Origin of the sequence: Streptomyces sp. NPDC059142 (assembly GCF_042755665.1) — a bacterium.
Taxonomy (GTDB): Bacteria; Actinomycetota; Actinomycetes; order Streptomycetales; family Streptomycetaceae; genus Streptomyces.
Genome location: NZ_JBHZDA010000031.1, coordinates 41,816 through 68,153, shown reverse-complemented (window position 1 = coordinate 68,153; position 26,338 = coordinate 41,816). Strand labels below are relative to the sequence as shown.

Genomic DNA, 26,338 nt, shown 5'->3' with positions numbered 1-26,338 from the left:
CTCCCGGCGGCGCGCCCGGGGAGCCGGCGGTGCGGCGGTTCGGGACGCACCGGTGGGTGGCCCGCCTGTGTGCGGGCCACCCTCCGGTCGGTTACGCGGTCAGAAGCGCGTGGGTGTGGTTACGGGAAGTTCCCGCCGCCGTTCCCGTTGCCTCCGCCGTTGCGGCCGCCGCCGAACGGGAACTCGAAGCCGCCGCCGGGCTTCCCGTCGCCCGAGCCGCCGTTCCCGTTGCCGTTGCCGCCGTTGTTCGAGCCGCCGTTGTTCGACCCTCCGTTGCCGGAGCCGCCGTTGTCCCGGCCGCCGTTGCCTCCGCCGCCGCCGCCCGGGTTGCTGTCGCGGTCCGGGTCCTTGTTCTTCGGCCCGTCCGGGATGTCGACGGTGTTGAAGGTCGGTGCTTCCTTCCCGTCCAGCGCTCCGGTGACCGCGTCCTTCCAGATCGGCCCCGGTACCTGACCACCGAACACCTTGTCGTGGTAGGTGCCGCCGATGGTGATGTTCTCCATCTCGACCTGCTGGGAGGGGCTGCCCACCCAGACCGCGCCGGACAGGTTCGGGGTGTAGCCGACGAACCAGGCGTTCTTCCTGAGGTCCGTCGTACCCGTCTTGCCCGCGTTGTCGCGGCTGGTCAGACCGGCCGACTCACCGGTACCGGAGTCCACCACGCCCTTGAGCAGGGTGTTGATCGTGTCGGCCGTGTTCTCGGTCATCGCCCGCGAACAGTTCGACTTCGGCACCTTGAGGCTCTCGCCCGCCACCGTCTTGATGGAGGAGATCGCGATCGGGGTGCAGTACGTGCCGCGGTTCGCGAAGGCGGCGTACGCGCTGGCCATCCGCAGCGGCGAGATGCCCTGCGAGCCCAGGGTCAGGGCGGACGGCGACTCGGGGAGCTTCTTGCCGTCACCCTGGACGACGCCCAGCTTGGAGATCGTCTCCGTCACCGGGCAGAGCCCGATTTGCCCTATCATCTGCACGAAGTAGGTGTTGACCGACTTGGCCATCGCCTCCTTCAGCGCGTACGGACCGACCTCGGACTCGTTCTCGTTCTCGGCCGTGTCGCCGCCGGTGTTGACCCACGGCTTGCCGCTGCACGTCTGGATCGACGCCGGGTACGGCATGTCGTACGGCGAGGGGTACGACTGCGTCGGCGGTACGCCGCGCTCGATCGCCGCCGTCGCCAGGAACGGCTTGAAGGTCGAACCGGTCGGGAAGCCGTAGTTCGAGCCGCCCATCCCGTGGTCGACCGAGAGGTTGATCTGGGTCTCGTTCTTCCCGAAGCCGTACGGCTTGGACTGGCCCATGCCCAGGATCTTGCCGGTGCCGGGCTCGACCAGCGTCACGGCCGTGGCGACCTTGTCGCTCTGGTTGACGTGGTCCTTGATCGACGCCTGCACCGAGGTCTGGGCCTGCGGGTCCAGCGTCGTACGGATCGTCAGACCGCCCTGGCTCCAGACCTTGGCCCGGTCCTCGCGGGTCTTGCCGAAGACCGGGTTGGTCAGGAAGACCTCGCGCACGTAGTCGCAGAAGAAGCCCGCCCCGCTGGCCGCGGTGATGCAGCCGTTCTTCGGGCGGCTCACCTTCAGCTCGATCGGCGTGGCCTTGGCGCGGTCGGCCTCGGTCTGCGAGATGTCGCCGACGGAGGCCATCCGCTGGAGCACGGTGTTCCGCCGCTTCGTCGCCTCTTCCTCGTCGTTGACGGGGTCGTAGCGGCTCGGCGACTGGACGATGCCCGCGAGCATCGCCGCCTCCTCCAGCTTCAGGTCCTTGGCCGGCTTCGAGAAGTAGCGCTGCGACGCCGCCTCGATCCCGTACGCCTGCTGCCCGAAGAACGTGATGTTGAGATAGTTCTCCAGGATCTTCTTCTTGCCCAGCTCCTCCTCGACCTGGATCGCGAACTTCAGCTCCTGGATCTTGCGGCCCAGGGTCTGCTGGGTGGCCTGGGCGACCTTGTCCGGGTCGTCTCCGGCCTCCTCGACGAACACGTTCTTCACGTACTGCTGTGTCAGGGTCGAGGCGCCCTGCGCGACGCCGCCCGACTGCGCGTTGCGGTTGACCGCGCGCAGCACACCCTTGAGGTCGATGGCCCCGTGCTCGTAGAAGCGCGAGTCCTCGATCGCGACGATCGCCTTCTGCATGTACGGGGAGATCTTGTTGAGCGGTACGACCGTACGGTCGCGGAAATAGACGGTGGCGATACGGCCGCCCTGGGAGTCCAGGATCGTGGTGCGCTGGCTCAGCGGCGGCGTCTTGAGGTTGGCGGGGATCTCGTCGAATCCCTCGACCGTCCCCTTCGCGGCGAGCCCGAGCGCGCCGAAGGCCGGCAGTGCGATTCCGGCGAGCACCGCTCCCGCGAGCACACTGACACCGAGGAACTTGGCGGCCTGCTGGGTCCCGGTCAGACCCCCGCCCGAGCGCTTCTTTGGCATGAGGGCAGCCTACGTTCTCAATCGCCGGACACGCGTCAAGGCTCTGGCCTAAGCTGTCCCCAACTGTCACAGCAGTGCGGTCATGCATCAAGACCTCCCGATGAACTTCCCGCGAACCCGAAACGCGAGAAGTGATGTCCGAATCGCCCTGATCCACCGCCGTTTGCCCGTTGTGGCTCGACTGAAATAACCCGACTCTTTTGGATTGTTCCTTTATGCCCTTGGGTCACTCCCCTGGGTGATCTGCCGCGTACGCATAGTCCGTTCGGGCCATTCAAGATTGGGCCCGAAGGGGGTGTTGCGCTGTGCCCGCCTTCCGTAACGTCCTCAACTGGCAACGGTGAATATGCCGCTGCCGCCGTGGGGGAGCCTCGATTCGGGAGAGGACGGCGCCGGCATGGGCTGGGTAACCGACTGGAGTGCGCAGGCAGCTTGCCGCACTACCGATCCAGATGAACTGTTCGTACAGGGTGCGGCGCAGAACCGGGCCAAGGCGGTGTGCACCGGATGCCCGGTGCGGACCGAATGCCTGGCCGACGCGCTGGACAACCGCGTGGAATTCGGCGTGTGGGGCGGGATGACGGAGCGGGAGCGCCGCGCGTTGCTGCGCAGGCGTCCGACCGTCACTTCGTGGCGCAGGCTGCTGGAGACGGCGCGTACGGAGTACGAGCGCAGCGCGGGCCTCCTGCCCGTGGGCTTGGAGGATGACGAGACGTACGAGACCTACGCGGCGGTCGGGTAGATCCCGGGCCGTCCCGGTGCTGGGGCGGATGCGTTTCGGTCCCACCGATACCGAAACGGTCTCCGCCCTGGCCGGGAGCCTGCCGGAAGCGCGCTGGGTGTGACGTGGACGAGCGGCCGCGAGGCGAGAACGATCCTCGTGTCGCACATTGTGGGGGCCATACATCCCCGTGGCCTCGCGATGTCGTCCACGTACCCCCAGTTCCAGCTCTCCGGCGCACCTCTGTGCTCCCAGGTCCGCGTCTCATCTCCGGAGAACTCATCTCCGGAGAACGCATCTCCACAGAGCAGAGAACTACAGACCAAAGAACTACAGAGCAGGCCCGGCCAACGGAGCGAACCAGGGCCACGGGACGAACAGGGCCACGGAACGGAGCCGCGTACAGCAGGGCTGTGTGCGGATCCGTGTCACTTGTCCATGTCCGACGTCGCCGAGGCGAGACGTTTGCCGATCGTCCTGAGTCCCGCCAGGTCGTGCACATCACCCGGCAGGGCTCCCACCTCGACCACCGCCACCTCGGGGTGGAGCGCGGTGAAGCGGTCGCGCGTGCGCTGTTCACGCGCGAGGACCTGCATGCGTTCGGCGTGGAGGTACAGCAGACCGGCCGTGAGCTGTTCCACAGTTGTGACAGAAGCGTCCGCGTCTCCGGTGTCGGAAACGGACACATCCGTCGCAATGCTCTCCGGGTCCTCCGGAGTCCGCAGGGTCTCTCGGCCGGCTGATGTATCGGGGGTCTTCTCGGTCTGGTCCGCGTCGGAAGCTGGCTCGGCGGCTACAGGGGGCTCGACGGCTTCATGAAGTCCGTGCGGCTCGGACGCTTCGGGAGAGGAGCTGTCCGGGGCGGTAGCGCCACTGCCAGCATTCCCCCGTATCCGATCCGCCATGCGCCCCTCCTCAAGATTTTCCGCCGCGGCCCGCGCCCGCTCCGCCGACAGCCGGGCCGCCCCGCTCCCGTGGACCCGGTTGAGGACCAGCCCCGCCAGCGGCATCTCCTCGGCCGCCAGCCGCCGCACGAAGTACGCGGCCTCCCGCAGCGCGTCCCGCTCCGGCGCCGCCACCACGAGGAACGCCGTGCCCGGCGCCTGGAGCAGCCGGTACGTGGCGTCCGCGCGGGTGCGGAAGCCGCCGAACATGGTGTCCATCGCCGTCACGAACGTCTGCACGTCACGCAGGAACTGACCGCCCAGCAGCTTCCCCAGCGTCCCCGTCATCATCGACATACCAACATTCAGGAACTTCATCCCGGCCCGGCCGCCCATCTTCGCCGGGGCCATCAGCAGCCGGATGAACTTCCCGTCGAGGAAGGAACCCAGCCGCTTCGGCGCGTCCAGGAAATCCAGCGCGGAGCGGGAGGGCGGGGTGTCGACGATGATCAGGTCCCAGGCGTCCCGGGCCCGGAGCTGCCCCAGCTTCTCCATCGCCATGTACTCCTGCGTGCCCGCGAAGCCGGCCGACAGGGACTGGTAGAACGGGTTCTCCAGAATGGCGCGGGCCCGGTCCGCGTCCGCGTGCGCCTCGACGATCTCGTCGAAGGTCCGCTTCATGTCGAGCATCATCGCGTGCAGCTCGCCGGGCCCCTCGACGCCCTTGACCTGCCGGGGCGTGTTGTCCAGCGAGTCGATCCCCATGGACTGGGCCAGCCGGCGTGCCGGGTCGATGGTCAGGACGACGACCTTGCGGCCGCGCTCGGCGGCCCGTACACCGAGCGCCGCCGCGGTCGTCGTCTTGCCGACCCCGCCGGAGCCGCAGCACACGATGATGCGTGTGTCCCGGTCGTCGAGCAGCGGATCGATGTCGAGCGGGGCGGCCGCGGAGTCCAGGGTCATGCGAAGACCTCACCAAGTTCCCGTAGCTCTCCCGCCAGCCGGTAGAGACCGGCGAGGTCCATCCCCTCCCCGACGAGGGGAAGCTCGTACGCGGGCAGCCCGAGCCTGGCGAGCACGGCCCGCTGATCGCGCTCCAGCTCGACGCGCTGGGCGTGCTCGGCCGCCTGGTCGAGCAGCGGCCCGACCAGCGTCGCCGGCGCGGCCAGCCCGGCCGAGGCGAGCGCCTCGGCCACCTCCTGGCGGCGGTCGCCCGCCGCGGCGCGGACGGCGGCCTCGTCCAGCAGATGCGGGCGCACCATGTTCACGATGACCTTGCCGACGCGCAGTTCGGCGGCCCGTAGCTCGGCGATGCCGTCCGCGGTCTCCTGGACGGGCATCTCCTCCAGCAGCGTCACGAGGTGTACCGCCGTCTCCGGCGACTTCAGGACCCGCATCACCGCCTGGGCCTGGTTGTGTATGGGGCCGATCTTCGCCAGCCCGGCCACCTCGTCGTTCACGTTGAGGAAGCGGGTGATGCGGCCGGTGGGCGGCGCGTCCATCACCACGTAGTCGTAAGTGAAACGTCCCTGCTTGTCCCGTCGGCGCACGGCCTCGCACGCCTTGCCGGTCAGCAGCACGTCCCGTACGCCCGGTGCGATCGTCGTGGCGAAGTCGATCGCACCGATCTTCTTGAGGGCCCGGCCCGCGCTGCCGAGCTTGTAGAACATCTGGAGGTAGTCGAGGAGGGCGCGCTCGGCGTCGATGGCCAGCGCGTACACCTCACCGCCGCCCGAGGCGACGGCGATCTTGCGCTCTTCGTAAGGAAGGGCTTCCGTCTCGAAGAGCTGCGCGATTCCTTGTCTGCCCTCGACCTCGACGAGAAGGGTGCGTTTGCCCTCCGTCGCGAGGGCGAGCGCGAGGGCGGCGGCCACCGTCGTCTTACCGGTACCGCCCTTGCCGCTGACGACCTGGAGCCTGCTCACGTATTCGAGCCTAACCAGTAAGGCCACGGGCTACGCACGAGGCTGCCACCCGGTACGACTACAGTCGCCCCATGACCAAGTGGGAATACGCGACCGTGCCCCTTCTCGTGCACGCGACCAAGCAGATTCTGGACACCTGGGGCGAGGACGGCTGGGAGCTCGTCCAGGTCGTTCCCGGACCCAACAACCCGGAGCAGTTGGTGGCCTACCTGAAGCGGGAGAAGGCCGCATGAGCGGGACCGTCGACGCCACCCTCGCCGAGCTGGGGCTGACGCTGCCCGAGGTCGTACCGCCGCTGGCCGCCTACCAGCCGGCCGTACGGTCCGGCGCGTACGTCTACACCTCGGGCCAGATCCCGATGGTGGACGGCAAGCTTCCGGTCACCGGCAAGGTGGGCGCCGAGGTCACCGCGGACGAGGCCAGGGAACTGGCCCGCACCTGCGCGCTGAACGCCCTCGCCGCCGTCAAGTCGGTCGTCGGCGACCTGGACCGGATCGCCCGCGTGGTGAAGGTCACCGGCTTCGTCGCCTCGGCCGCGGACTTCACTGGGCAGCCGGGCGTCGTCAACGGCGCGAGCGAGCTGCTGGGCCAGGTCCTCGGCGACAAGGGCGTGCACGCGCGCAGCGCCGTCGGCGTGGCCGTGCTGCCGCTCGACGCGCCCGTCGAGGTCGAGATCCAGGTGGAGCTGGTCCAGGACTGAGCCGCCGGACCCCGGCACCCCGGGGTCCCCCGCCCGATCCTGAGAGGTCCCGTCCGGTACGTGCGAACCGCACGTACGAGGCGGGACCTCTCCGCGTACGGGGACCACCGGACGCCCCGTGACACCGCCCGGGGCCCGGCGCGTGGCCGGGGACCTCTCGAACATCCTGGCGTCAGCGCATAGCATCCGGCCATGTCCAATGGTCAGTGGTACCCGCCCGAATGGCCCGAGCGGATCCGCGGCCTCGCCGCCGGCGAGATCACCGCGGTGACCCCCCGGCGGGCCGCGACCGTGATGCTCCTGCGCGACGAGCCCGGCGGCCCCGCCGTCCACATGCTGCGCCGCCGTACCTCCATGGCCTTCGCCGCGGGCGCGTACGCCTACCCGGGCGGGGGAGTCGACCCCAGGGACGACGACCGCCTCGTCGGCTGGGCCGGTCCCGGCCGCGACGTCTGGGCGCGGCGCCTCGGCGTCGACCCGGCCGCGGCGCAGGCCGTCGTCTGCGCGGCGGTGAGGGAGACGTACGAGGAGGCGGGTGTCCTGCTCGCGGGGGAGACCGCGGACACCGTCGTGGGGGACATCGGCGGGTCCTCCGGCGGCGACCGCGACGGCTGGGAGGCCGATCGTGCCGCCGTCGCCGCCCGCGAGCTGTCCTTCGCGGACTTCCTGCACCGGCGCGGGCTGATCCTGCGCAGCGACCTCCTCGGCGCGTGGGCCCGCTGGATCACCCCGGAGTTCGAGCCGCGCCGCTACGACACCTGGTTCTTCGTGGCCGCCCTGCCGCCCGGCCAGCGCACCAGGAACGCCTCGACCGAGGCCGACCGTACGGTGTGGATCAGACCCTCCGAGGCCACGGAGGCGTACGACAGGGGCGAGCTGCTGATGATGCCGCCGACCGTCGCGACGCTGCGTCAGCTCCAGTCGTACGGTACGGCCGCGGACGCGCTCGCCGGGGCCGAGGGGCGGGATCTGACGCCCGTGCTGGCCACGGCCCGGCTGGAGGGCGGGGAGCTGGTCCTGAGCTGGCCGGGGCACGACGAGTTCACCAAGCACGTCGGCCCGGCGTCCCCGCCCGGCCCGAGCGCTTCCCGCAGCCCCAGCGAGCAGAACGCGACCGGAGGCCCCGATGAGTGACGCCGCCGCCCTCCCCGGCCAGCCGCGTGGCGGGGTGCTCTCCGGCCCCGCCACCGCCCGCGCCGTGAACGTCCTCGCCCCGAACCCCTCCCCGATGACGCTCGACGGCACCAACACCTGGATCGTCTCGGAGCCCGGCTCCGATCTGGCGGTCGTGATCGACCCGGGGCCCCTGGACGACGTCCACCTCAAGGGGGTCGTCAGCGCCGCAGAGAAGGCCGGGAAGAGGATCGCGCTGACCCTGCTCACCCATGGCCATCCGGACCACGCGGAGGGCGCGGCCCGCTTCGCCGCCCTGACCCGTACCGACGTCCGCGCCCTGGACCCGGCTCTGCGGCTCGGGGACGAGGGCCTGGCGGCCGGTGACGTCATCACCACGGGAGGTCTGGAGCTGCGGGTCGTGCCGACCCCGGGCCACACCTCCGACTCGCTCTGCTTCCACCTGCCGGCCGACCGCGCCGTATTGACGGGAGACACCGTCCTGGGGCGCGGTACGACGCTCGTCGCGCATCCGGACGGCAGGCTCGGCGACTACCTCGACTCGCTGCGCAGGCTGCGCTCGCTCACCGTCGACGACGGTGTCGACACGGTCCTGCCGGGCCACGGTCCGGTCCTGGACGACGCGCAGGGCGCGGTGGAGTTCTATCTCGCCCACCGCGCGAACCGGCTCGCCCAGATCGAGACGGCGGTCGAGAACGGCCATCGCACGCCCGCGGAGGTCGTGGCGCACGTGTACGCGGGGGTGGACCGCTCGCTGTGGCCCGCCGCCGAGCTGTCCGTACGCGCACAGCTCGACTACCTGCGCGAGCACGGCCTCATCCCGGAGTAGCCGGGCCGCATACGCCGAAGGGCCCGCCGTACGCCGAAGGGCCCCGTCGTACGCCGAAGGGCCCCGCCGTCGTCCGGCGGGGCCCTTGGCAACCGAGAAGGCCCGTGTTCGGTACGGGCCTCCCTCGGTGCGAGCGTGTGCTCAGCGCGAGCGCTTCGCGAGGCGCTCCACGTCCAGCAGGATCACCGCGCGCGCCTCCAGCCGCAGCCAGCCGCGCTGGGCGAAGTCGGCGAGCGCCTTGTTGACCGTCTCGCGGGAGGCGCCGACGAGCTGGGCCAGCTCCTCCTGGGTCAAGTCGTGGACGACGTGGATGCCCTCCTCGGACTGCACGCCGAAGCGGCGCGACAGGTCCAGGAGCGCCCGTGCCACACGGCCGGGTACGTCGGAGAAGACCAGGTCGGACATCTGGTCGTTGGTCTTGCGCAGGCGTCGCGCGACGGCCCGCAGCAGCGCGGTGGCCACCTCGGGGCGGGCGTTCAGCCAGGGCTGGAGGTCGCCGTGGCCCAGACCGAGGAGCTTGACCTCGGTGAGCGCGGTCGCGGTGGCGGTGCGCGGGCCCGGGTCGAACAGGGACAGCTCGCCGATCAGCTCACCGGGGCCGAGTACGGCCAGCATGTTCTCCCGGCCGTCGGGCGAGGTGCGGTGGAGCTTGACCTTGCCTTCGGTGACCACGTAGAGGCGGTCGCCGGGGTCGCCCTCGTGGAACAGCGCGTCACCGCGCGCCAGCGTCGCTTCACTCATCGAGGCGCGGAGCTCCGCCGCCTGCTCGTCATCGAGCGCCGCGAAGAGCGGGGCACGCCGCAGAACGTCGTCCACGTGTTCTCTCCTTGTCGACCTGCTCAGGGAACCGTGGTCCCCACCTGCTCAAGGGACCGTGGTCCCCATGATGCCGTACGTGCTGCTTCTTCTCGGGTGGCTCGGCATCCCGGGCTTTCTCCGCCCTTCTCCGAGTCCCGACTGTTCGAACGGTTTGTTCGAAACCGTGCGATCAGTCACAAGTTTGACGTACGTACGTGCCCCACCGTGCCCGGAGGGCCGATTCGAGTGGTGATCCGCCATGGCCGGGGCGGATGTCAGTGGCGGGCTTTACGCTGGCCGGGTGTCCAACTCGCCGGTGACAGCGCAGGCCAAGGGGGCTGGAAGAGTGTCCGCGGAGCGTAATTCCGCTGTGGGCGAACAGCCTTCGGCGAAACCGAAAAAAGCCGCAAAAGGGTCAAAGTCCAAGGTGGCGACCTCCGCCGCCGGTGCCAGGACCGGACCGGAATCGAAACTGGCGATGGTCCGCCGGGCCCGCCGGATAAACCGTGAGCTGGCCGAGATCTATCCGTACGCCCATCCCGAGCTGGATTTCCGGAACCCGTTCGAGCTGCTGGTCGCGACGGTCCTGTCCGCCCAGACGACCGACCTCCGGGTCAACCAGACGACGCCCGCCCTCTTCGCCAGGTACCCGACGCCCGAGGACATGGCCGCGGCCGTACCGGAGGAGCTGGAGGAGGTCATCAGGCCGACGGGCTTCTTCCGCGCCAAGACCAAGTCCCTCATCGGGCTCTCCACCGCGCTCCGCGACCGCTTCGACGGCGAGGTGCCGGGCAGGCTGGCCGATCTCGTGACGCTCCCGGGCGTCGGCCGCAAGACGGCCAACGTGGTGCTCGGCAACGCCTTCGGAGTCCCTGGTCTGACCGTGGACACGCACTTCGGCCGGCTGGTCCGCCGCTGGAAGTGGACGGAGCAGGAGGACCCGGAGAAGGTCGAGGCGGAGATCGCCGCGATCTTCCCCAAGAGCGAGTGGACGATGCTCTCGCACCGGGTGATCTTCCACGGCCGCCGGGTCTGCCACTCCCGCAAGCCCGCCTGCGGCGCCTGCCCGATCGCGCCGCTCTGCCCCTCGTACGGAGAGGGCGAGACGGACCCGGAGAAGGCCCGCAAGCTGCTCAAGTACGAGCTGGGCGGCTACCCGGGCCAGCGCCTGAGCCCGCCCGCCGACTACCCGGGCCGGCCGGCCCCGCCCGCAGGCACCGCGCGGGACTGATGCGGGGACCGAGGGGCCGAATTGAGCAGCCGGAGGAGGTGCCCCGTATGAAGCGCCATGGGGCGGTACGAGGCGCGGCGGGCGACGACGGATGCACGGCGCCGGCGTGGGACGCGGTGCCCACGCGGGCGGGCACGGCCGCGCGAGCCGGGGCGGACGCCGCGTGGGCGGTGAGGGCCGTACGAGCGATGACGGCCGTACGAGCGATGGCGGGCGTACGAGCGGTGGCGGCCGTACGAGCGGTAGCGGGCGTACGAGCGGTGCTTGGCGCGGCCGGACGGTGCGGTCCGCGCCGGCCGCACGATCGGGTGGAGCCGGACGGGCGCGGAACGATCCCGCCGACGGCAGGCGTTGTACGACGGGGGTGCCCATGACGCGCGCGAGAGAGACCTACGACCCATCGGCCGACGGCATCGCCGTCAGCGGCGACGGGCTGCCCGACTGGCTGGCGCCCGTCGTCGGCGCCGTCAGGACCGTCCAGGGCCAGCCGCCCGGCCGCTTCCTGCCGCCGGAGAGCGAAGGCGGCCGTCAGTCCGCCGTGCTCATCCTCTTCGGTGAGGGCGCCCGCGGGCCCGAACTGCTGCTCATGGAGCGCGCGAGCAGCCTCCGCTCGCACCCGGGACAGCCCGCGTTCCCGGGCGGCGCCCTCGACCCCGAGGACGGCGACCCGGCGACCACCGGCCCGCTGCGCGCCGCCCTGCGGGAGGCCCAGGAGGAGACCGGCCTCGACCCGGCGGGCGTCCAGCTCTTCGGCGTGCTGCCCCGGCTCTACATCCCGGTGAGCGGTTTCGTGGTGACGCCCGTCCTCGGCTGGTGGCGGACCCCGACCCCGGTCGGGGTCGTCGACCCCGCGGAGACGGCCCGGGTCTTCACGGTCCCGGTGGCCGAGCTGACGGACCCGGCCAACCGCGCGACCACCCGCCACCCCCGGGGGCACGAGGGCCCGTGCTTCCTGGTGGAGTCCGCCCTGGTCTGGGGGTTCACCGCGGGAGTCATCGACGGGATCCTGCACCACGCGGGATGGGAGCGGCCCTGGGACCGCTCCCGGCACGTCCCGCTCGACTGGCGTGCATGAAAGGCTGACCCGGTGCTCTGGACGGGGCCACCGGTGACATTTCCGCGAGGCAAGCGAGGCTACTGACGGTGAACGTGCTGGACATCCTGCTGCTGCTCGCCGCCGTCTGGTTCGCCGTCGTGGGCTACCGCCAGGGGTTCGTCGTCGGCATCCTGTCGGTGGTCGGCTTCCTCGGCGGCGGCCTCGTCGCCGTCTATCTCCTCCCCGTGGTCTGGGCCAAGCTCACGCAGGACTCCGAGGTCTCCACGACCGCCGCCGTCGTCGCGGTCGTCATAGTGATCGTCTGCGCCTCCGTGGGGCAGGCGTTCACCACGCACCTCGGCAACAAACTCCGCCGCTACATCACCTGGTCCCCGGCCCGCGCCCTGGACGCCACCGGCGGCGCGCTGGTCAACGTCGTGGCGATGCTGCTGGTCGCCTGGCTGATCGGCTCGGCCCTCGCCGGTACGTCGCTGCCGACGCTCGGCAAGGAGGTCCGCAGCTCCAAGGTGCTCACCGGCGTCTCGCAGGTCATGCCCTCGGAGGCGTCGACCTGGTTCACGGACTTCTCGTCCGTCCTCGCGCAGAACGGCTTCCCGCAGGTCTTCAGCCCGTTCGCCAGCGAGCCCATCACCGATGTGGAGCCCCCGGACCCGGCGCTCGCCGGCAGCCCGGTCGCCGCCCGCGCCCAGAAGTCCATCGTCAAGGTCGTCGGCACCGCTCCGAGCTGCGGCAAGGTCCTCGAAGGCTCCGGCTTCGTCTTCGCCGACCGCAGGGTCATGACCAACGCGCACGTGGTCGGCGGCGTGAGCGAGCCGACGGTCCAGATCGGCGGCGAGGGCAAGCTGTACGACGCGAAGGTCGTCCTCTACGACTGGCGGCGCGACATCGCCGTACTGGACGTGCCCGATCTCCCCGCGACGCCGCTCCAGTTCACCCAGGACGGCGCGTCCAGCGGGGACGACGCGATCGTCGCCGGCTTCCCGGAGAACGGCGCGTACGACGTCCGCTCCGCGCGCGTCCGCGGCCGTATCGACGCCAACGGCCCCGACATCTACCGCCGCGGTGAGGTCCAGCGCCGCGTCTACTCGCTCTTCGCGACCGTGCGCCAGGGCAACTCCGGCGGCCCGCTCCTCACCCCCGAGGGCAAGGTGTACGGGGTGATCTTCGCCAGGTCGCTCGACGACGTCGAGACCGGCTACGCCCTGACGGTCGACGAGATCCGCGACGACATCACCCTCGGCCGGACCGCGAACCAGCAGGTCGACACCCAGGGATGCGCGCTCTAGACGCCGTTGGCCCCGGCCCGGGTGGCGGCAGTGCCCCTCCCGGTCCCGGCGGACGGGTGCTAGGGCCTCTCGGCGCGTTGATGGCGCAGCCGGGCCGAGACCCAGCGTGCTCGGCGGCGGAGGATCAGCGAAATGCCGAGTCGGGCATCATGGCGCTGATCATCGGGGCCGCCCTTTCTGTGCGTGATCGGCCCCGAGGCCGAGCGGCGGTTGCGTGCTGCGTCACCGTAGTCGTGCGTCCAGCCCATACCCCGACGTCTGCCCGTGCCCCATGGTCGGTAACCGCGCCGGAGGCGGCCAATCGGCCTATGCGCCCGGCATTTGGCTGTTCGTAGGACAAGCGTTCGCGACGTTCACCCGTTGGTGTGAGCGCGGTTCAGGTGCGGGCCTCTCGGGCTCTTCAACGGTCCGGTTCGGGGTCCTTGAGCCAGTTGATGAGCTCCGAGGAGAAAGCCACCGGATCCTCCTCGTGCGGGAAGTGTCCCAGACCGTCGAAGAGCCGCCACCGGTACGGAGCCTCCACGTACGCGGCGGACCCGGCCGTACTGCGCGTGCGCATCGCCGGATCGAGTGACCCGTGGAGCTGGAGCGTCGGCACCCGCACGGGCCGTTTCATCCGCCGGTTGAACTGGATGCCGTCCGGACGCGCCATCGACCGGACCATCCAGCGGTACGGCTCGATCGAGCAGTGCGCCGTGGACGGAATGGCCATCGCGCGCCGGTAGACCCCGATCGCCTCGTCGTCCGGCAGCCGGGGCCCCGACCACTCCTGGATCAGCCGCCCCACCAGCGCCGCGTCGTCGGCGACGAGTTGACGCTCCGGCAGCCACGGCCGCTGGAAGCCCCAGATGTACGAGCCCGCGCGGCTCTGCGCGAAGTCGGAGAGCATCGCCGAGCGCCAGCGGCGCGGGTGCGGCATCGAGGAGACCGCCAGCCGGCGCACCAGCTTGGGCCGCATCACGGCCGCGGTCCAGGCGAGGTAGCCGCCCAGGTCGTGGCCGACGAGCGCGGCGTCGGGCTCACCGAGCGAGCGCACCACCCCGGTGATGTCCAGCGCCAGGTTCGCCGGGTCGTACCCCCGCGGCGTACGGTCGCTGCCGCCCACGCCCCGCAGATCCATCGCGACCGCCCGGTACCCGGCCTCCGCGAGCGCCGGGAGCTGGTGCCGCCACGTCCACCAGAACTGTGGGAAGCCGTGCAGCAGCAGCACCAGCGGCCCGTCGCCCATCTCGGCGATGTGGAAGCGCGCGCCGTTGGCCGCCACGTCACGGTGGGTCCAGGGCCCGTCGAGGCGTACGGCGGAGCCCGGCGCCGGAGTGGCCCGGTGCACCGGACCTGACGAACTCGCCGGGGTCGTACCGGAGGTGGCACCGGGCTCGGAATCAGGGGCGGTCATACGGTCGAGCGTGCCACAGACTTGGAGCCTTCCCCCACCTCGCGCGGGTGCGGCTTCACGTTCTGGAGCACGGCGGCGGTCTGCTTGGCCGAGGCGATCGACCTCTCCGGCGGCTTGACCTTCTTGAACTTCCTGAGCGCGAGGCCGGCCAGCAGCCCGGCGATCAACAGGAACGCGACACCCACGATCAGGAACGACCAGGCCAGGCCCAGCCCCAGATTGTGGATCCCGTACGCGGCGGCGAAGCTCAGCACCGGCAGTGCGAACAGCGCGAACACCGCCGCGATGGCGCCGGCGGCCCCACCGGTGACGCCGCGCTTGACGTCCTGTCGCACCTCCGCCTTGGCCAGGGCGATCTCGTCGTGCACCAGCGCGGACATCTCGGCGGTCGCCGCGGCGACCAGCTGACCGATACTGCGGTCCGCACCGCCGGCCTCGACAACGGTGCCGGTCGTGACAGCGTCGGCGACATGCATGCCGGGGTCGCTCATCGGTGACTCCCTACCTTCTCGCTCTTCTCGTCTGCGGATCGCAGGGCGGTCCGTCCGCGCGATCGCAGGTCCGTCGGATGTCCGATCATGCCGGACCGGGGCCGTCGTCGCGCGCCGCCCCCGCGTGTTCCGCCAGCCGGCGGTGTTCCGCGGCCTTCGCCTCGTACAGCGCGGCCATGCGCAAGTGGTACCCAGGATCGTCCTGCTCATAGATGTCGGGGATGCCGTCCAGGTCCTCGTCGCGCTCCTCCGCCTCGTAGAGCGTGCGGTATGTACGGACCCGCATCTTCAGCAGGGCCCCCGCCAGCACGGCGGCGATCAGGGAACCGGTCAGCACCGCGGCCTTCACCTCGTCGGTGAGCCCGGGATCGGTGGCGAAGGCCAGCTCCCCGATGAGCAGCGAGACCGTGAAGCCGATCCCGGCGAGCGTCGCGAGGGCGAAGACATCGGGCCAGGTCAGGTCCTTGTTCAGCTCGGCGCGGGTGAACCGTACGGCCAGCCACGTACCCCCGAAGATGCCGACGGCCTTGCCGACCACCAGCCCCAGGAGCACCCCGAGGGTCTCCGGCTGGGTGAAGACCCGGCCGAGCGCGTCGCCGGAGACCGAGACGCCCGCCGAGAACAGGGCGAACAGCGGCACGGCCAGCGCCGCCGACAGCGGGCGCACCAGATGCTCGATGTGCTCGCCGGGGGAGCGCTCCTCGCCCTCGCGCCGGGTGCAGCGCAGCATCAGACCCATCGCGACCCCGGCGATGGTGGCGTGGACGCCGCTGTTGTACATCAGCCCCCAGACGACCAGGGCCAGCGGAACGTACACGTACCAGCCGCGCACCTCTTTCCGCACCAGCAGCCAGAAGACGACGAGGCCCGCGAACGCGCCGCCGAGCGCCAGGAAGTTCAGCTCGCCGGTGAAGAAGACGGCGATGATCAGGATGGCGAAGAGGTCGTCGACGACGGCGAGGGTGAGGAGGAAGGCGCGGAGCGCGGACGGCAGGGACGTGCCGAGGACCGCGAGAACGGCGAGGGCGAAGGCGATATCGGTGGCGACGGGCACCGCCCAGCCGCCGAGCGAGCCGCCGCCCACCGTGTTGACCAGCACGTACACCAGCGCGGGCGCCACCATTCCGGAGGCGGCGGCGATGACGGGGAGCGCCGCCGCCTTCGGGTCGCGCAGCTCCCCGGCCACCAGCTCCCGCTTGAGTTCGATGCCGGCGACGAAGAAGAAGACGGCGAGCAGACCGTCGGCCGCCCAGTGCTGCACGGAGAGGTCGAGCCCGAGCGCGCCCGGCCCGAAATGGAAGTCGCGTACGGCGTCGTAGGCGCCGCTGAGCGGGGTGTTGGCCCAGACGAGGGCGGCGACGGCGGCGACGAGCAGCAGCACACCGCCGACGGTCTCGGTGCGCAGCGCCTCCGCGACGTAGTTCCGCTCGGGGAGCGGGAGCCGTCCGAGGAACGTGCGTACGGGGGTGGGGGCAGGCGCGGGCATCCGGCGTCCTCCGGTCGGGTGGGCGGGCATGACGTACTCACATGCCGACCAGACTTCCCGGCGCCCCTATGCACTTCGTGTTCATTTGTTGACGCGTTCCGTACCCTACCCGGATGCGCGGACCGCCCGGATACGCGGAACGGGGCGCCGGCGTGCGGTTCTCCGCCGGGCGCCCCGTCCACCGGGCGCGTGCGCCGGTGCTCAGTCCTCGCTGCTCGCGCCGGGGAGCTGGGTCTGGATCAGCTCCATGACGGAGGAGTCGGTGAGCGTGGTGACGTCACCGAGCTGGCGGTTCTCGGCGACGTCCCGCAGCAGTCGCCGCATGATCTTGCCGGAGCGGGTCTTTGGCAGTTCGGCGACCGGAAGGATCCGCTGGGGCTTGGCGATCGGGCCGAGGACCCCGCTGACATGGCCCCGCAGCTCGGCCACCAGACCGTCGTCCACGGAGGCGGTGCCGCGCAGGATCACGAAGGCGACGATGGCCTGGCCCGTGGTCGGGTCGGCGGCGCCGACGACCGCCGCCTCGGCGACCTTGGGGTGGGAGACGAGGGCGGACTCGACCTCGGTCGTCGAGATGTTGTGGCCCGAGACCAGCATGACGTCGTCGACCCGGCCCAGCAGCCAGATGTCGCCGTCGTCGTCCTTCTTGGCGCCGTCCCCGGCGAAGTACCTGCCCTCGAAGCGCGACCAGTACGTGTCGATGAACCGCTGGTCGTCACCCCAGATGGTGCGCAGCATCGACGGCCACGGCTCGGTGAGGACGAGATAGCCGCCGCCCCCGTCGGGCACCTCGCGCCCCTCGTCGTCCACGACGGTGGCGGAGATGCCGGGCAGGGCGCGCTGCGCGGAGCCCGGCTTGGTCGCGGTCACCCCGGGGAGCGGCGAGATCATCATCGCGCCGGTCTCGGTCTGCCACCAGGTGTCCACGACCGGGGTCTTGCCCGCGCCGATGTGCTCCCGGTACCAGATCCACGCCTCGGGGTTGATCGGCTCGCCGACCGAGCCCAGCACCCGCAGGGACGACAGGTCGAACTTGGCGGGGATGTCGTCGCCCCACTTCATGAACGTACGGATCGCGGTCGGCGCGGTGTAGAGGATCGTGACCCCGTACTTCTGGACGATCTCCCAGAACCGGCCCTGGTGCGGGGTGTCGGGGGTGCCCTCGTACATCACCTGGGTGGCGCCGTTGGCGAGCGGCCCGTACACGATGTACGAGTGGCCCGTCACCCAGCCGATGTCGGCCGTGCACCAGTACACGTCCGTCTCGGGCTTGAGGTCGAAGACGGCGTGGTGGGTGTAGGACGCCTGGGTGAGATAGCCGCCCGAGGTGTGCAGGATGCCCTTCGGCTTCCCCGTCGTACCGGACGTGTAGAGGATGAAGAGCGGGTGCTCCGCGCCGAACGCCTCGGGGGTGTGCTCGGCGGACTGGCGGCCCACGATCTCGTGCCACCACACGTCCCGGGAGGCGTCGAACGCGGTGTCCTGTCCGGTACGGCGCACCACGAGGACATGCTCGACCTGCGGGCACTTGGCGACGGCCTCGTCGATGGCCGGCTTGAGCGCGGACGGCTTGCCGCGGCGGTAACCGCCGTCGGAGGTGATGACCAGCTTGGCGTCGGCGTCCTGGATCCGGGAGGCGACGGCGTCGGCGGAGAAGCCGCCGAAGACCACGGAGTGCGCGGCTCCGATCCGGGCGCAGGCCAGCATGGCGACGGCGGCCTCGGGGATCATCGGCAGATAGACGGCGACGCGGTCCCCGGTACGGACGCCCAGCTCGGTGAGGGCGTTCGCGGCCCGCGACACCTCGTCCTTGAGCTCCGCGTAGGTGAGGGACCGGCTGTCGCCGGGCTCGCCCTCGAAGTGGATCGCCACGCGGTCGCCGTGACCGGCCTCGACATGGCGGTCGACGCAGTTGTAGGCGACATTCAGCTCGCCGTCCGCGAACCACTTCGCGAAGGGCGGGTTCGACCAGTCGAGTGTCTCGGTCGGCTCGGTGACCCAGGTGAGCCGCCTCGCCTGCTCGGCCCAGAAGCCAAGCCTGTCCGCCTCGGCCCGCTCGTACGCCTCCGCCGTCACATTGGCGTGCGCGGCCAGCTCGGCCGGCGGAGTGAACCGCCGCTCCTCTTTGAGAAGATTGGCCAGGCTTTCGTTGCTCACGACATCTCCCTTTCCCAGGGCGTCCTAGCGTCCTATGTGTCCCGGGCCCTAGCTCATCAGGCCGATGCCCTGGTGACAAGGGGCTTCCCCTCCGGCACCGGGGCTCCCCGCCCGGTCTCCCGCCCGGTGCCCTGCCGGGCGGGAGCGGCCCGCTTCCCCCGGACAGGTGGGTGGGAAGAGGAGGGAAGGGGCCACACACTCTCACGGACGCGGTACGCGGACGGTTCAGGCGCGCGACTCCTCCCGTGCGGTGGGCGCCACCCGGTTGAAGACCTCCTCGCCCGGGGCGGCGCCGATACCGGTCCCGCCACCGGCCCCGGTCCCGGCGCTGTGCGCCAGGAGGTAGGCCTGGGCCTCGCCGACATGGAAGTACATGCCGTTCAGCTCCAGTCGGCCTTCGGCGAGCCCGCGCGCGACCGCCTCATGGGCCCGGAGATGCTCCAGCTGCTGGACCACATTGGTGAGACAGAGCTGCTCGACCGCGTCGGCCGGCAGCCGCCCGGAGATACTGGCGTACGCCTGCTGACGGTTCCTCATCCGCTCCAGACTGGGCTGCCCGTGGCGCAGCCAGCGCGCCAGCGGGGTGGACGGTACGGGGGCGGGCCCCGCCTCTCCGAAGCGGTCCGCGGCACCGGGGTCCGGGCCGGGCGTGTCGAGCAGGGCCTGCATCGCCCCGCACCCCGAATGACCGCATACGGTGATCGACTCCACCCGCAGCACGTCCACGGCGTACTCGATCGCGGCGGCCACCGAGTCGTCCACACCGACCGCCCCCGGCGGCGGCACCAGATTCCCCACGTTCCGTACGGTGAGGAGCTCGCCCGGACCACTGGACGTGATCATGCTCGTGACCAGCCGGGAGTCGGCGCAGGTGAGAAAGAGCTGGGAGGGACACCGGCCCTCGCGCGCCGACCGCGCCGGCTCGTCGCGCACCAGCGGGGCGGTGCTCCGCTGGAAGGGGCCGCGCCCGCCGGCCAGTTGTCTCCCCCCGGGCGACAGGACGGGTACGGAATCCGGCTCGGCGACGTCCGGTCGCGGGGCGACATCCGGATCGGGGGCCAGGGCGTGCGCGGCCTCCGGTGTGGCGGTGGCGTCCGGCCCGGGCGCCGCGTCCGGCCCCGGCGCGACGTCCAGGCCAGGCGCGGGCGGTACGACGTGGCGGTGGTTGCGCCACGGCGCCCAAGGACGGCAGCGGACATGTGGCTCACCGGAGGGCAGTTCCGCGATCCTGGCACCCGCCCGGCCGGCGAACTCCGCCGTACCTCCCTGGGCGACATGCGAGGACCGCCAGTCGTGCAGGGCCTCGTACGCCGCGTGGTCCATGAAGGAGCCGTCCAGCTCCACCACGCATCTGGCCTCCTGCGGGACCTGATGCAGCATGCGGCTGAGTCTCGGTACGGCGAGGAAGGTCAACTGACCCCGAGCACGGACCCGGTGGACGCCGTCCAGCTCCTCGACCGTGATCCGCGTCCGCGTCAGCCGGTGCAGCGCGACCGCCACCGCCACCGCGATCCCGATCACCACTCCTTCCAGTACACCGGTGAACACCACGGCGGTCAGGGTCACCGCGTACACCAGCAGCTCGCGGTTGCGCCGCACGCTGCGCAGATGCGTGATGTTCACCATCTGCACCCCGACCACCATCACCAGCGCGGCCAGGGCCGCCAGCGGGATCAGATCCAGCACCGGTACGAGCAGCAGCGCCGCCACCGCGACCCACAGTCCGTGCAGCATCGTCGAATTGCGGCTCACACTCCCGGCGGCGACATTGGCGGCGCTGCGCACGGCGACCCCGGTGACGGGCAGCCCGCCGAGCGCACCGGAGACCACGTTCCCCGCGCCCTGTCCGGCCAGCTCCCGGTCGAGCCGGGCGCGGGGGATCCGGACGCCCGGTGTCTTGCGCGCGGCCACCAGTTTGTCCACGGCGACCGCGGACAGCAGCGATTCGACGCTGCCGACCAGGGTGATGGTGAGGACGGCGGCCAGCAGCCCGAGCACGGGCCCCTCGGGCAGCCCGGGCAGGACATGGCTGCTCCAGGACGGCAGATCGACCCGCTCCAGCCGCAGCCCGACGAGAGCCGCCGCGGTCGTGGACAGGGCCACCGCGGCGAGAGCGGCCGGGACCTTCCGTACGGCCCGGCCCACTCTCCCCGGAAGGCGCGGCCAGAGGAGCAGGACCGCGACCGTCAGGGCGCTCACGGAGAGGGCGCCCGGATGCAGATGGGCCAACTGCGAAGGCAGACCGCGCACATTGGCGACGGCGGAGCTCTGCGGCGAACCGCCGAGCACGATATGGAGCTGCGCGAGGGCGATCGTGACGCCGATCCCCGCGAGCATGCCGTGCACGATCGCCGGGCTGACCGCGAGCGCCGAGCGGGCCACCCGTAGCGCGGCGAGTCCGAGTTGGGCGAGACCGGCGCAGATGGTGATGACGCAGGTGGTGCGCCAGCCGTATCGCTGGATCACGTCGGCCGTGACCACCGTGAGCCCGGCCGCGGGCCCGCTGACCTGGAGCGGGGCGCCGCCCAGCCGCCCGACGACCAGCCCGCCGACCGCGGCGGCCACCAGGCCCGCCTGGAGCGGTGCGCCGGTGGCGAGCGCGATGCCGAGGGAGAGCGGGAGCGCGATCAGGAAGACGGAGATGGACGCGGAGAGGTCGGCCCCCGCGATCCGGAATCTGCGGCCGTCCGGCGGGGTGGGGCGGGCCGGTCGGTCGGTGTGAGTGGGAACGCCGGCAGTCATATTTCCGTCCCCTCCGGGCGGCTGGCGAATGGCGGTGTCTCAACACTTGGTAAATGGATCGTAATGGAGGGTAAAGATTAAGTCGTGACATTTCGGGCGAATGGAGTAGAGCTTCACCCGGAGTGATGATTAGTCATTTTGTACGGCTTGTCGTTTCTTCTTCTAATCAGTCTCAGTGCGAGGTTGTCGGCGCTCGACGCCGCGCCGGCAGTCGCCGCTCGGCACTTCGGTACTGAATCTGAAGGAAGAGGTGGGCGGATGCTGGCCGCCACAAAACGAATTTCCTTCGGCGCTGCCGCGATGGCGCTCGCCGTCGGCCTCGCCGGATGCTCCGGTGTCCAGGACACCAAGCAGGAAACGTCGAAGGGCTCCCAGGCGGCGAAGAAGGGCATGGGGGCGCCCAATGCCGTACGGCTCATCGGTGACGGTTCGACCGCGTTCACCGGGGCGCAGCCGCACCTTGCCAAGCCGCAGCGGCTGCGGCCCGGTCAGCAGCCCCCGCAGTTCGTGGTGTTCTCCTGGGACGGCGCCGGCGAGGACAGCCAGCAGCTCTTCTCGTACTTCCGGGAGCTGTCCAAGAAGTACGACGCGAAGATGACGTACTTCCTGAGCGGCGTCTATCTGCTCCCCGAGGAGAAGGCCAAGCAGTACGACCCGCCGAAGCACACGATCGGCACCTCCGACATCGGATTCAACGACACCAAGGGAATCCAGGACACCCTGCGGGAGGTGCGGGCCGCCTGGAGCGAGGGCAACGAGATCGGCACCCACTTCAACGGCCACTTCTGCGGCAAGAACGGCGGAGTCGGCACCTGGTCCGTCGACGAGTGGAAGAGCGAGATCAACCAGGCCAAGGCGTTCGTGAAGGGCTGGAAGTCCAACACGGGTCTCCAGGACGAGGCCCCGCTGCCCTTCGACTACGACAAGGAGCTGATCGGCGCCCGCACCCCGTGTCTGGAGGGGCAGAAGAACGCGATGCGCGCGGGGAAGGCGATGGGCTTCCGCTACGACTCCAGCGGCATCGGCAACCAGGTCTGGCCGAAGAAGAAGGAGGGGCTGTGGGACGTCCCGCTCCAGCTCGTCCCGGTGCCCGGCCGCGAGTTCGAGACGCTCTCGATGGACTACAACTTCATGTACAACCAGTCAGGGGAGTCCAGCGGCGACGAGTCGCAGCACACCTACTGGGGCAACCAGATGCGTGACGGCCTGCTCCAGGCGTTCGACCGCGCCCACAAGGGCAACCGCGCCCCGCTGATCATCGGCAACCACTTCGAGTCCTGGAACGGCGGCACCTACATGCGCGCCGTCGAGGAGACCATCAAGACGGTCTGCCCCCAGAAGGACGTGCAGTGTGTGACCTTCCGCCAGCTTGTGGACTGGCTGGACGCCCAGGACCCGGCGACGCTGGAGAAGCTGCGCGGCCTCGGCGTCGGCGAGGCCCCGAAGGGCGGCTGGGCGGCCTACACCTCCACCCCGCCGAACTCCGCCTCCCCGGCCGCCTCGGCCTCCCCGGCGGTGGCCGCGAAGCACTGAGCCCGCTCGGGGGCACGAGGTCCGGGCCGGCCCGGCGGGACCGGACGTTCGGCGCGCGAGGTCCGGGCGGCCGGGCGGGCTTCCGTCAGGACGGCTGGGGCAGTGCGAGGGCTTCGCTCAGTACGAAGGCGGGGTGGGCCCGGGGGGGCCCGGGGGGCCCCCCCCGGGCGGGGGGCCCCCCCCGCGGGGGGGGGTGGTGTGTTGTGTGCCGCGGGGGCGCGGGGGGGGGCGACTCGCGGCCGGGGTGGGCGCGGGGTCGGGAACCCCAGCGCCCGGGGGCGGGGCCCCCGGCCCCCCCCCCCCCCACGCCCGTCTTCGCGTTGCCCCAGCTCTCGGCGTTCCTGAGATGGAAGTGGACCATCTGCCGGGTGTAGCGCTCCCAGTCGCGCAGCTCGTACGAGTCCTCCGCCGCGTCCTGAAGGGTCTGGAGGGCGCAGCGGTTGTCCGCCTCCAGCAGTTCGAAGCGGGAGGGCCGGCCCTTCTCCATCGCCCGTACCCATTCCGAGTGTCCGACCGTGACGAGCAGGTCCTCGCCGACCTCGTCGCGGAGGAACTCCACGTCGTCCCGGCCCTGGACCTTGTTGCCGACGACCTTCAGGGAGACGCCGAAGTCCCGCGCGTACTCCTTGTACTGGCGGTAGACCGACACGCCCTTACGGGTCGGCTCGGCCACCAGGAACGTCATGTCGAACCGGGTGAACATCCCGGAGGCGAACGAGTCGGAACCGGCAGTCATGTCGACGACCACGTACTCGTGGGGCCCGTCCACCAGGTGGTTCAGGCACAGCTCGACCGCGCCGACCTTCGAGTGGTAGCAGGCCACGCCCAGGTCGGACTCCGAGAACGGGCCGGTGGCCATCAGCCGGATCTCGCCGTCGTCGAGGATGACGGGGCGGGCGCACGCGTCGTACACGGGGTTGTTCTCGCAGACCCGCAGCAGCCGTGAGCCCTCGCCCGGCGGCGTCGTCTTGATCATCGCGTCCACCGAGGCGATCCGCGGATTGGTGCCCCGCAGGTACTCCTTGATCAGCGGGAGGTGCGCCCCCATCGCGGGCAGCGTCGCGGCCGCTGTCTCGTCGAGGCCGAGCGCGGCCCCGAGATGCTGGTTGATGTCGGCGTCCACCGCGACGACGGGGGCCTCATTGGCGGTCAGGTGGCGGATGAAGAGCGATGACAGCGTCGTCTTGCCGCTGCCGCCCTTCCCCACGAAAGCGATCTTCATGTTCACGTAGGGTAGCGGCAATCTCGCTCCAGGTGATGGGTTCGTGTGGAGAAGACCACTCCAAGGTGGGGCGCGCGCACGGGGCGCGTAGCCTCGCTACCTATGAGTACGACAGCCTCTGACGCCTCCTCCGCGCCACGGCCGGAGGACCCCCTGGCCACCCTGGCCGCCCTGCCGGGCGTTCCCGGCGCGGTGGACTCCGTACGGAAGGCCGTCGACCGAGTCTACGGCCACCGTGTGATGCGACGTCGCAGCGGCGAGGTCACCTCCGAGGCGGCGCTGAGGGCGGCGCGCGGATCCGCCGCGCTGTCCGGGGCGGACTGGGCGCTCGAAGAGGTGCGCCGGCGCAGCGACTTCGGGTCCGACGCCGAGGCCCGTACGGTCGGCGCCGCTCTGCGGCTGAACGCGGAGGCGGGCCAACTGCTCTCCGTCTGGTCGCAGTCGCCGCTCCGGGTGCTGGCCCGGCTGCATCTGGTGGCGGCCGGTGGCGCGGGGGTCTCCGACCGTACGGTGGGGCGGCCCCGGCTGGCGGGCGAGCCGGTCGTGGAGGCGCCCGGCGCCGGTGCGGCGGCTCCGGCGGGCGGTGGCACGGTCGTGCGGTCCGACGGCGCGTCGGTCGCAGAGGTCCCTAACGCCGAGGTGCCGGCTCCGGTGCCGCCGGTCGGGACGCCGCTGCCGGACGCCGACGAGGTCGCCGCCCGGCTGGACGGGCTGGCCCGGCTGGTGATCACCCCGAGCGCGGCGCCCGCTCTGGTGACGGCCGCGGTGGTGCACGGCGAACTGCTGGCGCTGCGCCCCTTCGGCTCGTACAACGGCCTGGTGGCGCGGGCGGCCGAGCGCATCGTGCTGATCGGCAGTGGTCTCGACCCCAAGTCGATCTGTCCGGCCGAGGTCGGCCACGCGGAGCTGGGGCGTGCGGCGTACGCGGCGGCGTTCGAGGGGTATGTGTCCGGGACCCCGCAGGGCATGGCGGCGTGGATCACGCACTGCGGTCGCGCGGTCGAGCTGGGGGTACGGGAGTCCACGGCCGTCTGTGAGGCGCTTCAGCGAGGCGCGGCCTGACCTGCCTGGAGGCGCGGCCTGACCTGCCTGAAGGCGTTCGTCCTGACACGAAGTTGCGGCGGCGCCGTAGGGGGCACCGCCGCTGGCACGTCCACCGGGTTACCAAGCGTCCTCGTGTGTTGCCCATCAGGTCGGGTACTTTGCCCGTCACCTGGTGCGGCTGGCCCGTAATCGACGGGTCGACGTCGCGTGGGTGCCCAGCTTTCCTGCTCGGTCCGTGGGGCCTGGTGCGTAAAAAGGTGATCCTCTCGGATGTCCTTGGTCTCGCGGGCCGTTGAATCCTTTGTACTCCTGTCCGCCAGGATGCGGAACCCCCGGCCCCACTTCTTTACTTTTGGGTTCAAATACGGGCAAAGGCGGCGGATTGGCGGCGTCGACTGGCGTACCAGACCAGTCCGGCCGTGGCCGCCGCCGCGCCCACCGCCGCTGCCGCCACCAGTGCGGGGCGGGGAGGCATGGAGAAGGCGGGCAGTCGCTGCTTCAGCCGGACGGGCCGGTTGAAGACGAGAACCGGCCATTCACGGGCCACCGCCTCGCGTCGCAGCGCCCGGTCCGGGTTGACGGCGAAGGGGTGGCCGACCGATTCGAGCATCGGTACATCGGTGAAGGAGTCGCTGTACGCGTAACAGCGGGCCAGGTCGTACCCCTCGGACGCGGCGAGCGCCTTGACTGCCTCCGCCTTGGTCGGCCCGTACGCGTAGTACTCCACCTCGCCGGTGAAGCAGCCGTCGTCGCCGACGACCATGCGGGTGGCCACGACCCGGTCGGCGCCCAGCAGCTCGCCGATGGGCTCGACGACCTCCGCGCCCGAGGTGGAGACGATCACCACGTCGCGGCCGGCGGTGTGGTGCTCCTCGATGAGCGACGCCGCCTCGTCGTAGATGATCGGGTCGATCAGATCGTGCAGCGTCTCCGCGACGATCTCCTTCACCTGCTGGACGTTCCAGCCTTTGCAGAGCGCGGAAAGGTACTCCCGCATCCGCTCCATCTGATCGTGATCCGCGCCTCCCGCGAGGAAGACAAACTGTGCGTACGCGGTGCGCAGCACGGCACGGCGGTTGATCAGGCCGCCTTGGTAGAAGGACTTGCTGAAGGTCAACGTCGAAGACTTCGCAATGACCGTCTTGTCCAGGTCAAAGAAGGCTGCTGTGCGCGGCAAGGAGTGGTTTTCCACGAGGTCGAGCATATGCGCCCACCATTCGGCGTAAGGTGCGGCGCGTGGGTTTGCCTGAGAAGGCTCTCGGGTACACCATGGAAGTCA

At 70.8% G+C, this 26,338-nt stretch carries 22 protein-coding genes; 10 read left to right on the top strand and 12 right to left on the bottom strand.

Going from position 1 to position 26,338, the window contains the following annotated elements; translation table 11 throughout:
• Positions 1-119 precede the first annotated feature (119 nt).
• Positions 120-2,423 (bottom strand): transglycosylase domain-containing protein, encoded by a 2,304-nt coding sequence (locus tag ACFXPK_RS14565; protein ID WP_385075193.1) that lies wholly within the window; start codon positions 2,421-2,423, stop codon positions 120-122.
• Between the two features lie 397 nt (positions 2,424-2,820).
• Here ACFXPK_RS14565 and ACFXPK_RS14560 point away from each other — a divergent pair, with 397 nt between their 5' ends.
• Positions 2,821-3,165 carry a WhiB family transcriptional regulator gene (locus ACFXPK_RS14560; protein ID WP_030353248.1) on the top strand — a complete coding sequence of 115 codons (345 nt, stop codon included), beginning with the start codon at positions 2,821-2,823 and terminating at the stop codon, positions 3,163-3,165.
• 407 nt (positions 3,166-3,572) lie between these two features.
• Here ACFXPK_RS14560 and ACFXPK_RS14555 read toward each other — a convergent pair whose 3' ends face one another.
• Together ACFXPK_RS14555 and ACFXPK_RS14550 are read right to left on the bottom strand one after the other, a co-directional pair.
• Positions 3,573-4,991, bottom strand: coding sequence for an ArsA family ATPase (locus ACFXPK_RS14555; protein WP_385075190.1), 1,419 nt, complete (start codon positions 4,989-4,991; stop codon positions 3,573-3,575).
• A complete protein-coding gene (locus ACFXPK_RS14550) occupies positions 4,988-5,953 on the bottom strand; it encodes an ArsA family ATPase (RefSeq protein WP_385075187.1) in 966 nt (321 codons plus the stop codon). Before ACFXPK_RS14550 ends, ACFXPK_RS14555 begins: the two co-directional genes overlap by 4 nt.
• 71 nt (positions 5,954-6,024) lie before the next feature.
• Here ACFXPK_RS14550 and ACFXPK_RS14545 point away from each other — a divergent pair, with 71 nt between their 5' ends.
• From ACFXPK_RS14545 to ACFXPK_RS14530, 4 genes are all read left to right on the top strand, one after another.
• Positions 6,025-6,186, top strand: a complete 162-nt coding sequence (locus ACFXPK_RS14545; protein WP_014178397.1) for a DUF4177 domain-containing protein — start codon at positions 6,025-6,027, stop codon at positions 6,184-6,186.
• Entirely contained in the window at positions 6,183-6,653 is a 471-nt protein-coding gene (locus tag ACFXPK_RS14540) for a RidA family protein (protein ID WP_384994849.1), read from the top strand. The genes ACFXPK_RS14545 and ACFXPK_RS14540 overlap by 4 nt, the downstream gene beginning before the upstream one ends.
• A 192-nt stretch (positions 6,654-6,845) precedes the next feature.
• On the top strand, positions 6,846-7,787 hold the full coding sequence (locus ACFXPK_RS14535; RefSeq protein ID WP_385075185.1) for an NUDIX hydrolase: 942 nt from the start codon (positions 6,846-6,848) through the stop codon (positions 7,785-7,787).
• Positions 7,780-8,616: an MBL fold metallo-hydrolase gene (locus tag ACFXPK_RS14530; protein WP_384994843.1), complete on the top strand. Its 837-nt coding sequence runs from the start codon at positions 7,780-7,782 to the stop codon at positions 8,614-8,616. Before ACFXPK_RS14535 ends, ACFXPK_RS14530 begins: the two co-directional genes overlap by 8 nt.
• Before the next feature lie 141 nt (positions 8,617-8,757).
• On the opposite strand, the gene ACFXPK_RS14525 is transcribed toward ACFXPK_RS14530, so the two are convergent.
• Positions 8,758-9,432, bottom strand: coding sequence for a Crp/Fnr family transcriptional regulator (locus tag ACFXPK_RS14525; protein WP_015034542.1), 675 nt, complete (start codon positions 9,430-9,432; stop codon positions 8,758-8,760).
• Between the two features lie 352 nt (positions 9,433-9,784).
• On the opposite strand from ACFXPK_RS14525, the gene nth reads away from it, so the two are divergent.
• From nth to ACFXPK_RS14510, 3 genes are all read left to right on the top strand, one after another.
• Positions 9,785-10,645 (top strand): endonuclease III, encoded by an 861-nt coding sequence (nth, locus tag ACFXPK_RS14520; RefSeq protein ID WP_385075182.1) that lies wholly within the window; start codon positions 9,785-9,787, stop codon positions 10,643-10,645.
• A gap of 370 nt (positions 10,646-11,015) precedes the next feature.
• Complete coding sequence (locus ACFXPK_RS14515; RefSeq protein ID WP_384994838.1) at positions 11,016-11,720, top strand: NUDIX hydrolase; 705 nt, start codon at positions 11,016-11,018, stop codon at positions 11,718-11,720.
• Positions 11,721-11,788: 68 nt separating this feature from the next.
• Positions 11,789-12,988, top strand: a complete 1,200-nt coding sequence (locus ACFXPK_RS14510) for a MarP family serine protease (protein ID WP_384994835.1) — start codon at positions 11,789-11,791, stop codon at positions 12,986-12,988.
• A gap of 59 nt (positions 12,989-13,047) precedes the next feature.
• Here the strand turns inward: ACFXPK_RS14510 and ACFXPK_RS14505 are convergent, their stop codons facing one another.
• The 6 genes from ACFXPK_RS14505 to ACFXPK_RS14480 all read right to left on the bottom strand — a co-directional run bounded on the left by ACFXPK_RS14505 (position 13,048) and on the right by ACFXPK_RS14480 (position 21,260).
• On the bottom strand, positions 13,048-13,236 hold the full coding sequence (locus ACFXPK_RS14505) for a hypothetical protein (protein WP_385075179.1): 189 nt from the start codon (positions 13,234-13,236) through the stop codon (positions 13,048-13,050).
• A 152-nt stretch (positions 13,237-13,388) separates the two neighbouring features.
• Entirely contained in the window at positions 13,389-14,384 is a 996-nt protein-coding gene (locus tag ACFXPK_RS14500; RefSeq protein WP_384994831.1) for an alpha/beta fold hydrolase, read from the bottom strand.
• A complete protein-coding gene (locus ACFXPK_RS14495) occupies positions 14,381-14,875 on the bottom strand; it encodes a phage holin family protein (RefSeq protein WP_384994828.1) in 495 nt (164 codons plus the stop codon). Before ACFXPK_RS14495 ends, ACFXPK_RS14500 begins: the two co-directional genes overlap by 4 nt.
• Positions 14,876-14,960: 85 nt before the next feature.
• A complete protein-coding gene (nhaA, locus tag ACFXPK_RS14490; RefSeq protein ID WP_385075176.1) occupies positions 14,961-16,361 on the bottom strand; it encodes a Na+/H+ antiporter NhaA in 1,401 nt (466 codons plus the stop codon).
• Between the two features lie 201 nt (positions 16,362-16,562).
• Positions 16,563-18,518, bottom strand: a complete 1,956-nt coding sequence (acs, locus tag ACFXPK_RS14485) for an acetate--CoA ligase (RefSeq protein ID WP_385075173.1) — start codon at positions 18,516-18,518, stop codon at positions 16,563-16,565.
• Between the two features lie 225 nt (positions 18,519-18,743).
• On the bottom strand, positions 18,744-21,260 hold the full coding sequence (locus ACFXPK_RS14480) for a bifunctional SulP family inorganic anion transporter/carbonic anhydrase (RefSeq protein WP_385075171.1): 2,517 nt from the start codon (positions 21,258-21,260) through the stop codon (positions 18,744-18,746).
• Positions 21,261-21,518: 258 nt separating this feature from the next.
• Here ACFXPK_RS14480 and ACFXPK_RS14475 point away from each other — a divergent pair, with 258 nt between their 5' ends.
• The gene (locus tag ACFXPK_RS14475; RefSeq protein ID WP_385075169.1) at positions 21,519-22,793 is read left to right on the top strand and encodes a hypothetical protein; all 1,275 of its coding nucleotides are present in this window, start codon (positions 21,519-21,521) and stop codon (positions 22,791-22,793) included.
• Positions 22,794-22,878: 85 nt separating this feature from the next.
• Here the strand turns inward: ACFXPK_RS14475 and ACFXPK_RS14470 are convergent, their stop codons facing one another.
• The gene (locus ACFXPK_RS14470) at positions 22,879-24,015 is read right to left on the bottom strand and encodes an ATP-binding protein (protein WP_385075166.1); all 1,137 of its coding nucleotides are present in this window, start codon (positions 24,013-24,015) and stop codon (positions 22,879-22,881) included.
• A 102-nt stretch (positions 24,016-24,117) separates the two neighbouring features.
• Here ACFXPK_RS14470 and ACFXPK_RS14465 point away from each other — a divergent pair, with 102 nt between their 5' ends.
• On the top strand, positions 24,118-25,077 hold the full coding sequence (locus ACFXPK_RS14465) for an oxidoreductase (RefSeq protein ID WP_385075164.1): 960 nt from the start codon (positions 24,118-24,120) through the stop codon (positions 25,075-25,077).
• Positions 25,078-25,417: 340 nt separating this feature from the next.
• Here ACFXPK_RS14465 and ACFXPK_RS14460 read toward each other — a convergent pair whose 3' ends face one another.
• Positions 25,418-26,263: an HAD family hydrolase gene (locus ACFXPK_RS14460; protein WP_384994810.1), complete on the bottom strand. Its 846-nt coding sequence runs from the start codon at positions 26,261-26,263 to the stop codon at positions 25,418-25,420.
• Between the last annotated feature and the right edge of the window lie 75 nt (positions 26,264-26,338).